The 13,596-nt window shown below is 70.6% G+C and carries 17 protein-coding genes; 9 read left to right on the forward strand and 8 right to left on the reverse strand.

Annotated features, from left to right (window positions below; genetic code table 11):
• Positions 1-20: 20 nt before the first annotated feature.
• Positions 21-593, reverse strand: coding sequence for a helix-turn-helix domain-containing protein (locus tag ACLLJJ_RS04025; protein WP_434587877.1), 573 nt, complete (start codon positions 591-593; stop codon positions 21-23).
• Positions 594-686: 93 nt separating this feature from the next.
• On the opposite strand from ACLLJJ_RS04025, the gene ACLLJJ_RS04030 reads away from it, so the two are divergent.
• Positions 687-1,553 carry an EamA family transporter gene (locus tag ACLLJJ_RS04030; protein ID WP_434587878.1) on the forward strand — a complete coding sequence of 289 codons (867 nt, stop codon included), beginning with the start codon at positions 687-689 and terminating at the stop codon, positions 1,551-1,553.
• 221 nt (positions 1,554-1,774) lie between these two features.
• Here the strand turns inward: ACLLJJ_RS04030 and ACLLJJ_RS04035 are convergent, their stop codons facing one another.
• Positions 1,775-2,521 (reverse strand): acyltransferase, encoded by a 747-nt coding sequence (locus ACLLJJ_RS04035; RefSeq protein WP_434587879.1) that lies wholly within the window; start codon positions 2,519-2,521, stop codon positions 1,775-1,777.
• Positions 2,522-2,656: 135 nt separating this feature from the next.
• On the opposite strand from ACLLJJ_RS04035, the gene ACLLJJ_RS04040 reads away from it, so the two are divergent.
• On the forward strand, positions 2,657-3,187 hold the full coding sequence (locus tag ACLLJJ_RS04040) for a gamma carbonic anhydrase family protein (RefSeq protein ID WP_434587880.1): 531 nt from the start codon (positions 2,657-2,659) through the stop codon (positions 3,185-3,187).
• A gap of 4 nt (positions 3,188-3,191) precedes the next feature.
• Here ACLLJJ_RS04040 and ACLLJJ_RS04045 read toward each other — a convergent pair whose 3' ends face one another.
• On the reverse strand, positions 3,192-3,884 hold the full coding sequence (locus tag ACLLJJ_RS04045) for a DedA family protein (RefSeq protein ID WP_434587881.1): 693 nt from the start codon (positions 3,882-3,884) through the stop codon (positions 3,192-3,194).
• Positions 3,885-3,991: 107 nt separating this feature from the next.
• Positions 3,992-4,429: a DUF4442 domain-containing protein gene (locus ACLLJJ_RS04050; RefSeq protein ID WP_434600292.1), complete on the reverse strand. Its 438-nt coding sequence runs from the start codon at positions 4,427-4,429 to the stop codon at positions 3,992-3,994.
• Positions 4,430-4,584: 155 nt separating this feature from the next.
• Here ACLLJJ_RS04050 and ACLLJJ_RS04055 point away from each other — a divergent pair, with 155 nt between their 5' ends.
• Entirely contained in the window at positions 4,585-5,604 is a 1,020-nt protein-coding gene (locus tag ACLLJJ_RS04055) for a hypothetical protein (protein ID WP_434587882.1), read from the forward strand.
• Between the two features lie 57 nt (positions 5,605-5,661).
• Positions 5,662-5,862, forward strand: a complete 201-nt coding sequence (locus ACLLJJ_RS04060) for a hypothetical protein (protein WP_434587883.1) — start codon at positions 5,662-5,664, stop codon at positions 5,860-5,862.
• On the opposite strand, the gene ACLLJJ_RS04065 is transcribed toward ACLLJJ_RS04060, so the two are convergent.
• The 3 genes from ACLLJJ_RS04065 to tuf all read right to left on the reverse strand — a co-directional run bounded on the left by ACLLJJ_RS04065 (position 5,849) and on the right by tuf (position 8,830).
• The gene (locus tag ACLLJJ_RS04065; protein ID WP_434587884.1) at positions 5,849-6,694 is read right to left on the reverse strand and encodes a spermidine synthase; all 846 of its coding nucleotides are present in this window, start codon (positions 6,692-6,694) and stop codon (positions 5,849-5,851) included. The genes ACLLJJ_RS04060 and ACLLJJ_RS04065 overlap by 14 nt on opposite strands.
• A 22-nt stretch (positions 6,695-6,716) precedes the next feature.
• Complete coding sequence (locus ACLLJJ_RS04070) at positions 6,717-7,559, reverse strand: patatin-like phospholipase family protein (RefSeq protein ID WP_434587886.1); 843 nt, start codon at positions 7,557-7,559, stop codon at positions 6,717-6,719.
• Positions 7,560-7,657: 98 nt separating this feature from the next.
• Positions 7,658-8,830, reverse strand: a complete 1,173-nt coding sequence (tuf, locus tag ACLLJJ_RS04075) for an elongation factor Tu (RefSeq protein ID WP_434587888.1) — start codon at positions 8,828-8,830, stop codon at positions 7,658-7,660.
• Positions 8,831-9,318: 488 nt separating this feature from the next.
• Between tuf and ACLLJJ_RS04080 the strand changes: the two genes are divergently transcribed.
• From ACLLJJ_RS04080 to ACLLJJ_RS04095, 4 genes are all read left to right on the forward strand, one after another.
• A complete protein-coding gene (locus tag ACLLJJ_RS04080; protein ID WP_434587889.1) occupies positions 9,319-10,050 on the forward strand; it encodes a TVP38/TMEM64 family protein in 732 nt (243 codons plus the stop codon).
• Positions 10,051-10,171: 121 nt separating this feature from the next.
• A complete protein-coding gene (locus tag ACLLJJ_RS04085) occupies positions 10,172-11,047 on the forward strand; it encodes an undecaprenyl-diphosphate phosphatase (protein WP_434600293.1) in 876 nt (291 codons plus the stop codon).
• A gap of 100 nt (positions 11,048-11,147) precedes the next feature.
• Positions 11,148-11,339, forward strand: a complete 192-nt coding sequence (locus ACLLJJ_RS04090) for a CsbD family protein (protein WP_434587890.1) — start codon at positions 11,148-11,150, stop codon at positions 11,337-11,339.
• Between the two features lie 202 nt (positions 11,340-11,541).
• Positions 11,542-11,814, forward strand: a complete 273-nt coding sequence (locus ACLLJJ_RS04095) for a DUF4873 domain-containing protein (RefSeq protein WP_434587891.1) — start codon at positions 11,542-11,544, stop codon at positions 11,812-11,814.
• A gap of 37 nt (positions 11,815-11,851) precedes the next feature.
• On the opposite strand, the gene ACLLJJ_RS04100 is transcribed toward ACLLJJ_RS04095, so the two are convergent.
• A complete protein-coding gene (locus ACLLJJ_RS04100; RefSeq protein ID WP_434587892.1) occupies positions 11,852-12,772 on the reverse strand; it encodes a peptidoglycan recognition protein family protein in 921 nt (306 codons plus the stop codon).
• A gap of 416 nt (positions 12,773-13,188) precedes the next feature.
• Here ACLLJJ_RS04100 and ACLLJJ_RS04105 point away from each other — a divergent pair, with 416 nt between their 5' ends.
• Positions 13,189-13,503 carry an endonuclease VII domain-containing protein gene (locus tag ACLLJJ_RS04105; protein WP_434600294.1) on the forward strand — a complete coding sequence of 105 codons (315 nt, stop codon included), beginning with the start codon at positions 13,189-13,191 and terminating at the stop codon, positions 13,501-13,503.
• The last annotated feature ends 93 nt before the right edge of the window (positions 13,504-13,596 follow it).

Genomic DNA, 13,596 nt, shown 5'->3' on the forward strand with positions numbered 1-13,596 from the left:
GGTCGGCCGTGTTGAGTGTCTCAACGGGCGGGCGGAATGGACACGGCCATCACCATTTCGACCGTCTCGGAGCCGTCGTTGCGGTAACCGTGCGGAACATTCGCCTCGAAGGTCGCGGACGCCCCAGCCGCGACGGTGTGCGGCTCGCCGTCCACCAGGAGGGTGAGCTCGCCCGCGCTGACGTGGAGCAGCTCGGTGGTGCCCTCCGGGTGCGGGTCCGACGCGCTGGCCTCGCCGGGCATCAGCCGCCAGGACCACAGTTCGAGCGGGCCGCGGGCCTCGGTGCCGACGAGCAGCTTGGTGTGACTGCCCGCCTCCGTGGACCACATACGTACCGCCTGGTCCTGGGGCACGACCCTGACCTGCGGCCCCTGCTCGAAGTCGAGCAGCGTGGTGATGCTGATGCCCAGCGCGTCCGCGAGCTTCACCGTGGTGCCCACACTCGGGTTCGTACGGGCCTGCTCGATCTGGATGATCATGCCTCGGCTGACTCCCGCACGGGCGGCCAGTGCGTCGAGGGTGAAGCCGCGATCGCCGCGCCAACGCTTGAGGTTGCGGGCGAGCGACTGCGTGAGCTGGTCGAGGTCCGACACATTCCATCCAATATTTTGAATGACAGGGTGCATCATAGTGAACTATGGTCCGCTGTACTGGATCGTTCACCACACTGTACTGCGAGGCCTGTCATGACCGCACTGTTCGCCCTGGCCACCAGCCTGCTGTGGGGGCTGGCCGACTTCGGCGGCGGGCTGCTCACCCGGCGCACGCCCGCGTTGACCGTGGTCGTCGCGTCCCAGTCGATCGCCGTGGTGGTGCTCGGCGCGATCGTCGTCGCCACCGGGGCGTGGAACGAGGCCGGACCGCAGCTGTGGTTCGCGGTCGCCGCGGGTGCGATCGGACCCGTCGCGATGCTCAGCTTCTACAAGGCCCTCGCGCTGGGCCCGATGGGCGTGGTCTCCCCCATCGGCTCGCTGGGCGTCGCGGTGCCGGTGACCGTCGGGCTCGTCCTCGGCGAGCGCCCCGGCCTGCTGCAGTTCGCCGGGATCGCGGTGGCCGTGGCCGGCGTGGTGCTGGCGAGCGGGCCGCAGCTGCGCGGAGCGCCGGTGCAGCGGCAGGCGATCGTGCTGACGCTGATCGCCGCGGTCGGCTTCGGCGCGGTGCTGGCGCTGATCGCCGAGGCGTCCACGACGCTCCTCGGGCTCTTCCTCGCGCTGTTCGTGCAGCGCGTGACCAATGTGGCCGTCGGCGGGGCGGCGTTGTACGTGTCGGTGCAGCGCGGCTCGCCCGCGCTGCCAGGAGGCGCCGGTATACGTGCGCTCTGCTCCTCGCTGCCGGCGCTGGCCTTCGTCGGTCTCGCCGACGTGGCGGCGAACGGTACGTACTCCATCGCCGCGCAGAACGGTCCGGTGACCGTGGCCGCGGTCCTCGCCAACCTCTATCCCGTGGTCACGGCGGTCGCGGCGGTAGTGATCCTCAAGGAACGACTGCGCGGGGTGCAGGCGGCGGGGGCGGGGATCGCGCTGGTGGGGTCGGTGCTGCTGGCGGCGGGGTGAGGCGGGTGCCGCTGCGCGGGGCTTTGTTCCCCGACCCGCCCCTTCCCGAAGTCCTCAAGCGCCGGACGGGCTGGGAAATCCAGCCCGTCCGGCGTTCGAGGACACGCCCGAAGAGCGTCCAGGGGTCCGGGGCCGGCCCCGGTTTCGGGAAGGGGCGGGTCAGGGGACTCGCGCCGCGGGCAACCCGCCCCGGCCTACGCACCCGCACCCCACCGCCCCGCCTACTCCACCGCCTCCGGGTCCAGCTCCGCCAGCGCCAGCAGCTGTTCCGGGGTGACGCCCTCCGGGATCGGCACCGGCGCCGGCGTCCGCAGCGGCGGCTGCCAGCCCTTCTCCGCGTCCCAGCTCCGCACCACCCGCGCGGGCGCCCCCGCCACCACCGCGTGGTCGGGCACCTCTCCCCTGACGACCGCGCCCGCCGCGACCACCACGTTGCGGCCAAGCCGCGCGCCGGGGAGGATCACCGCGCCGGTGCCGATCCAGCAGCCGGGGCCGATCTCCACCGGGTCCATGCGCGGCCACTGCTTGCCCACGGGGGTGCCCGGGTCGTCGTAACTGTGGTTGGTGGAGGTCACGTAGGTGTTCGGGCCGAAGTACACGTCGTCGCCGATGGAGATCCGGGTGTCGGCGATGACGTGACTGCCGCGACCCAGCACCACACCGTTGCCGAGGGTCAGGATCGGGTCGGGGCCGAGGTCGAGTCCCGGCATCATGCCGGCCGTCAGGGTGACCTGCTCGCCGATGACGCAGTGGTCGCCGAGGTGGATCCATTCCTCCCCGAACACCGTGCCCTGCGGGAACGCGAGCTTCGTGCCGAAACCGATCGCCCCGAAGCGCAGCGGGCCCGGTCGCTCCGCGCTGACCGCTCCGGCCTGCCGCAGCCACCGCCACCCGCCGTGCACGGCGCGGGTCACCAGACGGCGACGCCAGGCAGACAGCGATGAGAACGTGTTTCTGTTCTTCGGCACGCGCACACGGTAGTCGGCCGGGCCGATCGGGGCGCGCGGGCCGGCCTGTGATCTTCGCCCCACCGGGGCGCCGCGCTCCGCACCGCCCCTTACGGTGCGGTTGAGCGCGCGGACCAAGGCAACAGGGAGACGGTCATGACACAGCAGGCACTCATCGCGGGCGTGGGCGGCCAGGAGCCGGAGATCGATCCCAGCGCCTTCGCCGCGCCGACCTCCGTCGTGATGGGCGACGTCACGATCCACGCCGGCGCCAGCGTCTGGTACCAGACCGTGCTGCGCGCCGACTGCGGGCCGATCGTCCTCGGCGCCGACACCAACATCCAGGACAACTGCACCGTGCATGTCGACCCCGGCTTCCCGGTCACCGTGGGCGAGCGGGTCTCCGTCGGCCACAACGCCGTCCTGCACGGCTGCACCGTCGAGGACGACGTACTGATCGGCATGGGCGCCACGGTGCTCAACGGCGCGCACATCGGCGCCGGATCACTGGTCGCGGCGCAGGCGCTCGTGCCTCAGGGCATGCGCGTGCCCCCGGGCTCCCTGGTGGCCGGAGTGCCCGCGAAGGTGCGGCGGGAGCTGACAGAGGAGGAGCGCGAGGGCATCAGGCTGAACGCCGCGGTGTACCTGGACCTGGCCAAGGCGCACCGCGAGGCGCATGCCGGGTAGGGGCCTATTCGGTGACCGCGGAGACCTTCTCGGACGCGGGCGAGGCATCCGCCCCGTCCGCCCCCTCGGTCGCACGCTCCGCCTCCGCCTGCGCGGCGGCCTTCTTCGCGCGGCTCTTGAGGACCAGCATCGAGACGACACCGAACAGCACCGCGAGCAGCAGCCCCAGCCAGGAGAAACGCTTGAGCCACGCCTCCGCGACGACGCCCACCGAGTAGATGACGGCCGTGGTGCCGCCCGCCCACAGGATGCCGCCGAGGACATTGGCGATGAGGAACTTCCAGTACGGCATGTGCAGCACACCGGCCAGCGGCCCCGCGAAGATCCGCAGCAGCGCGACGAAGCGGCCGAAGAAGACCGCCCACATGCCCCACTTCTCGAACGACCGCTCCGCCATGGCGATGTTCTGCTCGCCGAAATGCTTGGGGAACTTACGGTCCAGCCACGCGAGCAGTGGCCGGCCGCCCTTGCGCCCGATCGCGTAGCCGATCGAGTCACCGATGATGGCGCCCGCCGAGGCGCACGCGCCGAGGACGTACGGATCGATGTCGCCGTGCTGGGAGGCGAGCAGCGCCGAACTGACGAGGACGATCTCGCCCGGCAGCGGAATGCCGAGACTCTCCAGCCCGATGACCACCCCCACCAGGAGGTAAATGCTGACCGCGGGAACGGTCTCGAGCCACTCCTGGATGTGCAACGCCGGTTCCTAACGTCGAGTAGAACTGCCCGCCGTGCGCCCCCGTGGCGCACGGCGGGCAGCCTACCCGCTCCCCCCGACCGGGCACGACCGGCCGTGACGCGACGTCAGGCGTTGGGGCGCAGGGTCCAGACCACGGTCATCTCGCCCGTCACGGCACCGTCCTCGCGCTGGATGGAGATGTGCACGGGGAACTCGGGGCGCTGCTTGGCGTCGAGCTCCGCGACCACGTCGGCCACCGGGCGGCCGAGTGTCGCGGTAGCGGTCACCACACCCATGGCGAGCTTCTTGTAGCCGATCTCCGCCGTGACGGCGAGCGGCACGGCACGCGACAGCTGGTCCCCGAAGGCCGCGATGACGATCGCGCCGCTCGCCGACTCGGCCAGCGTGAACATCGCTCCGGCATGCGGGCCGCCCACATGGTTGTGGTAGGCGGCCTGGTCCGGCAGCCGTACGACGGCGCGCTCCGGGGTGGTCTCCAGGAATTCGAGGTTGAGGGTGCGGGCCATGGGGACGGTCGCGACGAGCATCTCGCCGACGGACATCTGATCTGCGCTCATGCCACGCAATGTTACCCACCAGTAGGCAACTTGACCATCCCCCGGACCGCCCCCGCCGGCCCCCGCGCCCACCCCGGCGCACGCCCCTGTGAGGGGGCGCGCGTGACGACTGTTACGCGGCCCCTCTATCGTTACCCGGCATGTGGCCAGGACAGCAGCCGCCCGGGGGCGAGCAGAACCCGCAGGACCCGAACCAGAACCCGTACCAGCAGCCGGGGTACCAGCAGCCGAATCCCTATCAGCAGCCGGGCTATCAACAGCCCAATCCGTACCAGCAGCAGCCGGCCCAGTACGGCGGCCCCATGCCGCCCGGCGGCCCTCGGCCGCCCGAGGGCAACCGGAAGAAGACCACGGTCATCGCGATCGTCGCGGCCACCGCGGTCGTCGCCGCGGCCGTGATCACCGGTGTCGTGGTGATGGGCAAGGACGACGAGGGTGGCAAGAAGACCACCCAGGCCTCGGACGGCAAGGACAAGAAGAAGACGTCCCCGTCGACCGAGCAGCCCACACCGCCCGAGGAGTCCGCCTCCCCCGCGGAGAATCCGCGCGGTGGGTCGGTCAAGGAGGCCAAGCCGTCGATTCCCGGCTGGAAGGCCGTCACCAACCCGAAGTACGGAACCCTCTTCGACGTACCGCCGGAGTGGGAGGTGGACAAGCCCGGCATGACCATCGGCTTCACGGACGAAAAGGACCCGATGGACAAGCCGCTGATCTCGATGTCGGCCCCCGCGTACTACAAGAGCAAGTGGTGCACGGAGGACTCGGACAAGGACGGCGACTCGGAGGACAACAGGCTCGCCGCGGCCGGTACCCGAGGTGCGAACGGCGCCTCGAACGCCGGGGTCGAGGCCCAGAACGTGGCCGGTTGGTGGGTCTTCAGCCCTTACGACCAGAAGAAGACCGGCAAGGTGAAGGTCGAGAAGGCCAAGCCGTTCACCACCACGTCCGGACTCAAGGGCAGCTACTCCACCGCCACGGTCACCGGTGTCGACAAGAAGACCAAGTGCAGCAGCGACGGCAAGTCGATCGCCTTCGCCTTCAAGAACGCCGATGGCGACTTCGCCGTGTGGAACCTGTACACCGCCAAGGGCGTGCCCGACGAGCTGCCGGACGCGACGATCCAGAAGATCCTCGCGACGGTACGGCTGCCCGGAGCCTGAGCGGCCGGGTCGCTCAACCGATTTGGCAACGGGGACGGCGGCAGCGACAGTCCGGAAGTGACATCCGCTGCCGCCGCCCCCCTACGCGTCCGCCGCCCCGACCGGGCCGGCCGCAACCGCACCCTGCTGACCGCCGCCGCCGTCGTGACGAACCTGGGCGGCCAGGGCGCGCCGATCGCGGCGGCGTTCGCGGTTCTCCGGGCCGGCGGCGAAGGCCGAGGGGCGCACGGCGGACGTGCCCGGTTCAGCCGATGCTGAAGGCGCCGTCGGGCGGCTCGGGTGACTCCACCGCGTCCCCGTCCCGCACCACCCGCGCGTCACCGACGAGACGCCGCAGCGCCGGGCCGTGCTCCACGCGCGCGGGGAAGACATCGGCGGCGGTCCGGCGGGCGAGGCCCGCTAGGTCGAGCGGTTCGTGCGAGGCCAGCAGCACCACATTGCCGAAGCGTCTGCCGCGCAGCACGCCCGGCTCGGCGATGAGCGCGCTCTGCGCGAAGACCGCGGCGAAGGTGGCCAGTTGGGAGCGGAGGAAGGCGAAGGGCGCGCCGTCGGCCAGGTTGGCGGCGTAGATCCCGGTGGGCCGAAGGGCCCGCTCGGCCAGTTGCGCGTACTCGACGGAGGTGAGGTGCGCGGGCACCCGGGAGCCGCCGAACACGTCCGCGATCAGTACGTCGGCGGAATCGGCCGGGGCGCCGGCGAGCCACTGGCGCGCGTCGGCGCCGTGCACCCGTATCCCCGATCCGTCCGGCACCGGCAGGTGCTCGGCGACGAGCGTGAGCAGCCCCCGGTCCGCCTCCACCACGTCCTGGCGGGAGCCCGGCCTGGTCGCGGCCGTGTAGCGGGGCAGCGAGAGCCCGCCGCCGCCCAGGTGCAGTACGTCGAGGGGGTCGCCTTCGGGCGCCGCGCAGTCGACGACGTGGGCGAGCCGGCGCGCGTACTCGAATTCCAGGTGGGTCGGCTCGTCCAGGTCGACGTACGACTGGGGCGCACCGTCGACGGTGAGGAGCCAGGCCCGCTCCCGGTCCACGTCCGGCATCAGCCTGGCGGTGCCCCAGTCCACGTCCCGGATCACGGGTATCGGCTCGTCCACCCGACCATTGTGCGCCGCCGGATCACCTGCCCCAGACCGCGGCGACGGCTTCGGCGTGCGCGGCGGCCTGGGCGAGGCCCGCTCGGGCGGCTGCCGCCCGGCGTGCGGGATCCAGCGTGTTGTGGCCGAAGGCCTTCCGCGCGGCGGCGTCCGGCGATATGACCTCGACGCGCGCCCCGTCCGCGGCGAGCAGCGCCGCCTGGGTGCGCGGGGTGAGGACCGCCCTGGCGCCCGACACGACCGGCGCGAGGACGACGACGCGCCCGTATCCGGCGGCGAGGTGGGCGTTGGCCGGGGAGTGCACCGCGCCGTCGATCCATTTGCGCCCCCCGATGGTCACGGGCGGCCAGACGCCGGGGACCGCGCAGCTCGCGGCGACCGCGTCCACGACCGGAACGCCGCTGTCCTTGTCGAAGATCCGCAGCGCGCCGGTGAGCGCGTCGACGGCGGTGACGCGCAGGGAACGCTCGGGCCAGTCGTGGGAGACGAGCCTGCGGGCGATCACCGCGCGCCGCTCCGCCTCGTCCGGGGTGTCGGCGTCGAGCGCGTATCGACCCAGCTTCTCGCCGTACGCCTCGGCGGTGCGGGCGGTCAGCATCGCCCGTGCGAAACGCAGGAACGTACCGGCTCCGATGTGTGCGGGTGTCTCACCCGTCGGGTCGGCGAGCTGGCGCTCGTACAGCTCGGGGAGGGTCAGCCGCCCCGAGGTGAGCTGGGCACCGAGAACCGAGCCTGCGGACGAGCCCACGACCACATCGGCGTCGGACAGGTCCACACCCGCCTCGGCGAGACCGTGCACGATGCCCGCCTCCCAGCCGATGCCGGTGAGCCCGCCGCCGCCGAGTACCAGTGCCGTGTCCGTCATACGAGCAGTCTCGCGTACGGCCCTGCGCCCGCCTCCCCAGGGGTACTTGGGGGAAGCGGGCGCCGGGTCTTGGGACGGCTCGCGTGGCCGCGCGCCGGTCAGTCGAGCAGCGCCGTCACCGTACCGGCCCCGACCGTGCGACCGCCTTCGCGGATCGCGAAGCCGAGTCCCGGCTCCAGCGGCGTGTCGCGGCCCAGCTCGACGGTCAGGGCGACCGTGTCGCCGGGGCGCGCGACGGCCGCGTCCCCGAGGTCGATGTCTCCGACGACGTCCGCGGTGCGGATGTAGAACTGCGGCCGGTAGCCGGTCGCGACGGGCGTCGTGCGACCGCCCTCCCGCGCCGACAGGACGTACACCTGCGCGGTGAAGCGCCGACTGGGCGTGACGCTGCCCGGCTGCGCCACCACGTGCCCGCGGCGGACCGCGTCGCGCGGGATACCGCGCAGCAGCAGCGCGACGTTGTCGCCGGCCTCGGCGGAGTCCATCGGCTTGCCGAAGGTCTCCAGGCCGGTGACGACCGTCTCCGTGTCCGCGCCCAGCACTTCCACCCGGTCGCCGACGCGCACGGCGCCGCGCTCCACGGCGCCGGTGACGACGGTGCCGCGCCCGGTGATGGTGAGGACGTTCTCGACGGGCATGAGGAACGGCGCGTCGATGTAGCGCACCGGCATCGGTACGTACGTGTCCACCGCGTCCAGCAACGCCTCGATCGCGGCGCTCCAGCGCGGGTCGCCCTCCAGCGCCCTGAGCCCGGAGACCCTGACCACGGGAACGGAGTCTCCTCCGTAGCCGTGCGCCGACAGCAGCTCACGCACTTCGAGCTCGATCAGGTCGATCAGCTCGTCGTCACCGGCGTCGGCTTTGTTGAGGGCGACGACGATGTGGTTCACGCCGACCTGGCGGGCGAGCAGGACGTGCTCGGCCGTCTGCGGCATGATCCCGTCGAGCGCGGACACGACGAGGATCGCCCCGTCGAGCTGTGCGGCGCCGGTGACCATGTTCTTGACGTAGTCGGCGTGGCCCGGCATGTCGACGTGCGCGTAGTGCCGGGTGTCGGTCTCGTACTCGACGTGCGCGATGTTGATGGTGATGCCGCGCAGCGCCTCCTCGGGAGCCCGGTCGATGCGGTCGAAGGGCACGAACGTGCCGCTCCCGCGCTCGCTCAGGACCTTGGTGATGGCGGCGGTCAGGGTGGTCTTGCCGTGGTCGACGTGGCCCATGGTGCCGATGTTCAGGTGCGGCTTGGTGCGCACGTATGCCGTCTTGGGCATGGTGATCTTCCTCGGAAGGTCGAAGCGTGATGGGGACCCCTGGGCCTCGCCGACCCTCCCCCTGTGGGGTCCGCCGGACGATCCGGGAAGGGTCAGCTTCGGGCGCCGTCGAGCGACGCCGCGGCAGCGGCGACTGCGGCCGCTGCGGGGAATGCGGCAGCCTTCGGCGAGTCCGCGACTGCGGACCTCGCTGCGAGGAAGGCGTACCTGTTCATAGCGCCGATCATGGCCTACGGGAGGGGGCGCGTCGAATGGTTTTCGCGCCGCGGCAAGGGAGTTGCCCGCCGCCCGCCACAGAGCCGCGCACCGCGGGCGGCCCAGGGCCGTGGCGCACCGGGGCCTGTGCGTCACGTGTCACATCGGGAGCGGGGGGGGACCGCAGTGTTCGCTGCTCGGACGGGGTACGGGCGTTTCACCTGCCAGGTCCCGCGGCGGCCGTGCGACGCACATTACGGCGATCACATCCCGTTGTCGGTTACGCTCCCCCGATGCTCGACCCCGTCACACGGCCTGCCGGATTCACTCTTCGCTGCACCAGGGTGCTGCTCTCCCCCTGGTCGCGGCTCTCACTTCTCGTGGTGGTGCTCGCAGCGGCCGCGACGACAGTGCTGATCTTCGAGCCGCAGCAGCTGCTCAGAGCGGGCTGGCCACCACAGCTGAGCGGTGGTGTGGCCGTCGTGCTGTTCGGTGTCGCGTACGGGCTCTGCACGGCCGCGTTCGTACCGCGACCGATCCTCAATCTCGCGGCGGGCGCCCTGTTCGGCACGCAGGCCGGACTCGCCTCCGCCGTCGCGGGCACGGTGCTGGGCGCCGGGATCGCCTTCGGGCTCGGCCGGGTGCTGGGCCAGGACGCGCTGCGGCCACTGCTGCGTGGGCGGGCCCTGCTTGCGGCCGACGGGCAGTTGAGCCGGCACGGATTCCGCACGATGCTGGCCATCAGACTCTTCCCCGGGGTGCCGTTCGCCGCCGCCAACTACTGTGCGGCCGTCTCGCGCATGGGCTGGCTGCCGTTCCTGCTGGCGACAGGGCTCGGATCCATCCCGAACACGGCGGCGTACGTCGTCGCGGGCAGCAGCGCCGCCTCCCCGACATCGCCGACCTTCCTGATCGCGATGGGGTTCATCGCGCTGACGGGTCTCGGCGCGCTGGTGGTCGCCTGGCGCAAGCGTCACCATCTGCGCGACGGCGAGGCGCACTCGGGACACCCTTCCGACGCGTAAGACGGGACCTTCCCGCAGCGGTGAAGGCCGCGAACGATACGCTGCCCGGAACTGACCTGACTGCATCGCACGCTGCACCTGCATGCTGCTGCACAATCACATCCGGGACGGCACAAGCCCCATGAGTTGGTTCGAATCGTTCATCCTCGGACTCGTCCAGGGGCTCACCGAGTTTCTGCCGATCTCGTCGAGCGCCCATCTGCGGCTCACAGCGGCCTTCGCCGGCTGGCACGATCCGGGCGCGGCCTTCACCGCGATCACCCAGATCGGCACCGAGGCGGCCGTTCTCATCTACTTCCGCAAGGACATCGCCCGGATCATCTCGGCGTGGTGCCGCTCACTCACCGACCGGTCGATGCGTGGTGACCACGATGCCCAGATGGGCTGGCTCGTCATCATCGGCTCGATCCCCATCGGCGTACTCGGCGTCACGTTCAAGGACCAGATCGAGGGCCCGTTCCGCGATCTGCGCCTGATCGCCACCACCTTGATCGTCATGGGCATCGTCCTCGGCATCGCCGACCGGCTCGCGGCCCGCGACGAGAGCGGCGGCAAGCACCGTGCGATCAAGGAGCGCAAGACCCTCAAGGAACTGAGCGTCAAGGACGGGCTGATTTTCGGGTTCTGCCAGGCGATGGCGCTGATCCCCGGCGTCTCCCGGTCGGGCGCGACCATCAGTGGTGGGCTCCTGATGGGCTACACCCGCGAAGCGGCGGCCCGCTACTCCTTCCTCCTCGCCATCCCGGCGGTCCTGGCATCCGGGGTCTTCGAGCTGAAGGACGCGAGCGAGGGCGGCCATGTGTCCTGGGCACCGACGATCTTCGCGACGATCATCGCTTTCGTGGTCGGCTACGCGGTCATCGCCTGGTTCATGAAGTTCATTACGACCAAGAGCTTCATGCCGTTCGTGATCTACCGGATCGTCCTCGGCATCGTGCTGTTCATCCTGGTCGGCATGGGTGTGCTCAGCCCGCACGCGGGCGAGTCGGCGGGCTGACCGGGGACCGCTTCTACCGAACGGCGGCAGCACCCGGGCACGTTTAGGCGTTATGTCCTATTTTGGGACGGTAAGCAACCGTACCGCTCTAGGAGTAGCCGTGACTGACGAAAGCGCCAAGGACAAGTTCAAGGGCAAGGCCAAGGAAGCCATGGGCAAGATGACGGGTGACCGTCGTCAGGAAACCGAAGGCAAGACGGACCAGGCCAAGGGCCGGGCCAAGGACGCCGCGAACGAGGTCCGCGAGCGCGCCGATGGCATGAAGGACTCCATGCGCCGCGACGACAAGTAGGCGGCAGCCACAGAGCACGACGAAGCCCCTCGCCCGATATCCCCCGTGGGCGAGGGGCCTCTGTCCGACGTCCGGGGCTTCGCTCCCGGACCCTTGCACGATAGTCGGCCGGCCGTTGGCGAGCACCTCATTTCCGGGCTGCGCGACCGCGGTGCGGGCCAGTTGGGTAAGGCCGGGCATCTGACAGGCGCACACTGGGGCCATGAGTAACTATCAGGGCCCCGCGACCCTCATCGCCGGCGACTCGAAGATCGAAGTCGAAGCCACACTGAGCTCCGGCCCTTCCGGTGCGCTCAGCCAGTGGGGCGGCAGCGTACAGACCCGCGAGACCACGGAGGACTTCTACACCGCGATGAAGGACGTCGACGTGTCCCTCCTGCTGCCCGGCGGCGAGGAGTGCCCGGTCGTGGCGACGCCCACCGCCATCGGCAGCGGACGGCTGCGGATCTCCGGCAGCGGCACCATCCCCTTCTGATCCGTCCCCTCCGACGAAGCCCGGAGCCCTGCCGCGCCTACTTCCAGTACAGGCCGCGGGCCCGGGTGGAGCTGATCGTGGCCGGCTGATCGTCGGAGCCGTGAAGCGGGTAGTAGACAACCTCGAAGCGCAGCTTCTCGTTGGACGCGATGGACCCCGAATTGTGGAAGTCGAGGAAGCTGCCACCGTCGCTGGCGAGGCGCTCGGTGATCCCGGCCGTCCAGCGGGAGCCGTCGGTCCGGTAGTGGTAGAAGCGGCCCTGCACGGTGGCGCCCGTCGGCGCGGTGAGGTTGACCCACACCGACGCGGTGTACGACTTCGCGCCGGTGAGCAGGTCGACGCCGCTGATGGTGACGTTCTTCCACTGGCGGGGCACCAGGGCCCTCTCGGTGTCGTCGTAGCGGCCGAGCGTCTCGGGCATGTCGTCCTCCTGGTTGGTTGCGCGGGCGACGATGGCGGGGAAGACCTTCTCCTTGAACTGCTTCACCCGTGCGTTGCCGGGGCAGGCCGTGCCGGCCACGGCCCAGGCCGGGTGCAGCCGGTGGTAGCCGAAGCCCGGATCAGACGCGGAACGGCAGACGCGCAGCGGAATGCCGTGCGCGCGGTGCAGCCAGACGCCGAGCTCGATGAGCTTCTCGACCTGGGCAGCCGTCCACGGGTCGGAGCTCTGCAGATTGGACGCGGTTTCGATGGACACGGCGCCTGTGCCATCGGGCCTGCGGTTCGCCGAGGCGTTCGCGTCCGCGCGCGTCTCCGTTCCGATGTACTGGCCGAGGGAACCGTCGTAGGCGAGACCGAAGTGGCTCTCGAGTGAGCTGGACTTCCAATACTCGAAGAGCCGCTGCACGCTCCACGGAGCGGCAATGCTGTGCATGATGAACTGCGTTGGCCGGATAGCGGGTTGTTGGTTGCTCTCGGGCTGAAGCTCCAGCTTCTGCGCGAACGGGCACCAAGCCATCAGGGTGCCTCCTTCCTCTCCCCCGAAGGGACATGGGCATGGACGTGCCCCCCTGTACGGTCAACGGATGCGACCGCCCTGTGCGCGTGCGCTCCCGAGGCCTGTGCTCCATGCGCTACGCGCGGTGGCAGCGCCACGGAAATACAGGCCCCGGAACCGCGCACCGTGTGCACGCCGGCACGGCGACTGAGACCCGGCGATGCGAGTTCCCGGATTGCACGCGGCCTTACATCAGCAAGGGGCTGTGCGCGACCCACAACTGGCAACGGAACACGGGGCGCGAACTGACTCCGCTGCCGGACCGGCGGGAAGCCAAACCGACCGACCGGAACGAACGGGGCGAGAAGCAGTGCCGCACCTGCCTCGGCTGGCTCCATGTGGACATGTTCAACCGGAACGCCGGCGCACCTGACGGTATGCAAGGCCACTGCCGAGGCTGTGGGCGGGACGCCCAGCGCAAGGCGCTCTACCGGATGCCTCGCGGGCGCTACGCGGAGATGCTGGCAAGCCAAGGGGGGGTGTGCGCCATCTGCAAGCGGACTGAGGCCACCGGGCTCACCTTGTCCATTGATCATGACCACGCCTGCTGTCCGGACTCCGCGGACTCCTGCGGCGAATGCGTGCGCAGCTTGCTGTGCAGCGCGTGCAACCACGGCCTCGGGAAGTTCCGGGACAGCCCGGAACTCCTGCGTGCCGCAGCCGCGTACCTGGAGCGACACGCTGCCCAGTAGTCGGCCACGTCCGGCTCCTGGCTGTAACTCGTACTTCGTGGCGCCCGGATACCAGGTCATGCGTCCTCCTCCGGGTTGGGGAGGCCCCGTTGT

It is taken from the genome of Streptomyces sp. A5-4, from assembly GCF_051131715.1.
Lineage (GTDB): Bacteria > Actinomycetota > Actinomycetes > Streptomycetales > Streptomycetaceae > Streptomyces.

Coding starts and splice junctions, on each gene's coding strand:
- ACLLJJ_RS04030 (WP_434587878.1), top strand. CDS start 687: ATGACCGCACTGTTCGCCCTGGCCACCAGCCTGCTGTGGGGGCTGGCC.
- ACLLJJ_RS04040 (WP_434587880.1), top strand. CDS start 2,657: ATGACACAGCAGGCACTCATCGCGGGCGTGGGCGGCCAGGAGCCGGAG.
- ACLLJJ_RS04050 (WP_434600292.1), bottom strand. CDS start 4,429: ATGTCCGTCGGCGAGATGCTCGTCGCGACCGTCCCCATGGCCCGCACC.
- ACLLJJ_RS04055 (WP_434587882.1), top strand. CDS start 4,585: ATGTGGCCAGGACAGCAGCCGCCCGGGGGCGAGCAGAACCCGCAGGAC.
- ACLLJJ_RS04070 (WP_434587886.1), bottom strand. CDS start 7,559: ATGACGGACACGGCACTGGTACTCGGCGGCGGCGGGCTCACCGGCATC.
- tuf (WP_434587888.1), bottom strand. CDS start 8,830: ATGCCCAAGACGGCATACGTGCGCACCAAGCCGCACCTGAACATCGGC.
- ACLLJJ_RS04080 (WP_434587889.1), top strand. CDS start 9,319: ATGCTCGACCCCGTCACACGGCCTGCCGGATTCACTCTTCGCTGCACC.
- ACLLJJ_RS04085 (WP_434600293.1), top strand. CDS start 10,172: ATGAGTTGGTTCGAATCGTTCATCCTCGGACTCGTCCAGGGGCTCACC.
- ACLLJJ_RS04095 (WP_434587891.1), top strand. CDS start 11,542: ATGAGTAACTATCAGGGCCCCGCGACCCTCATCGCCGGCGACTCGAAG.
- ACLLJJ_RS04100 (WP_434587892.1), bottom strand. CDS start 12,772: ATGGCTTGGTGCCCGTTCGCGCAGAAGCTGGAGCTTCAGCCCGAGAGC.
- ACLLJJ_RS04105 (WP_434600294.1), top strand. CDS start 13,189: ATGCAAGGCCACTGCCGAGGCTGTGGGCGGGACGCCCAGCGCAAGGCG.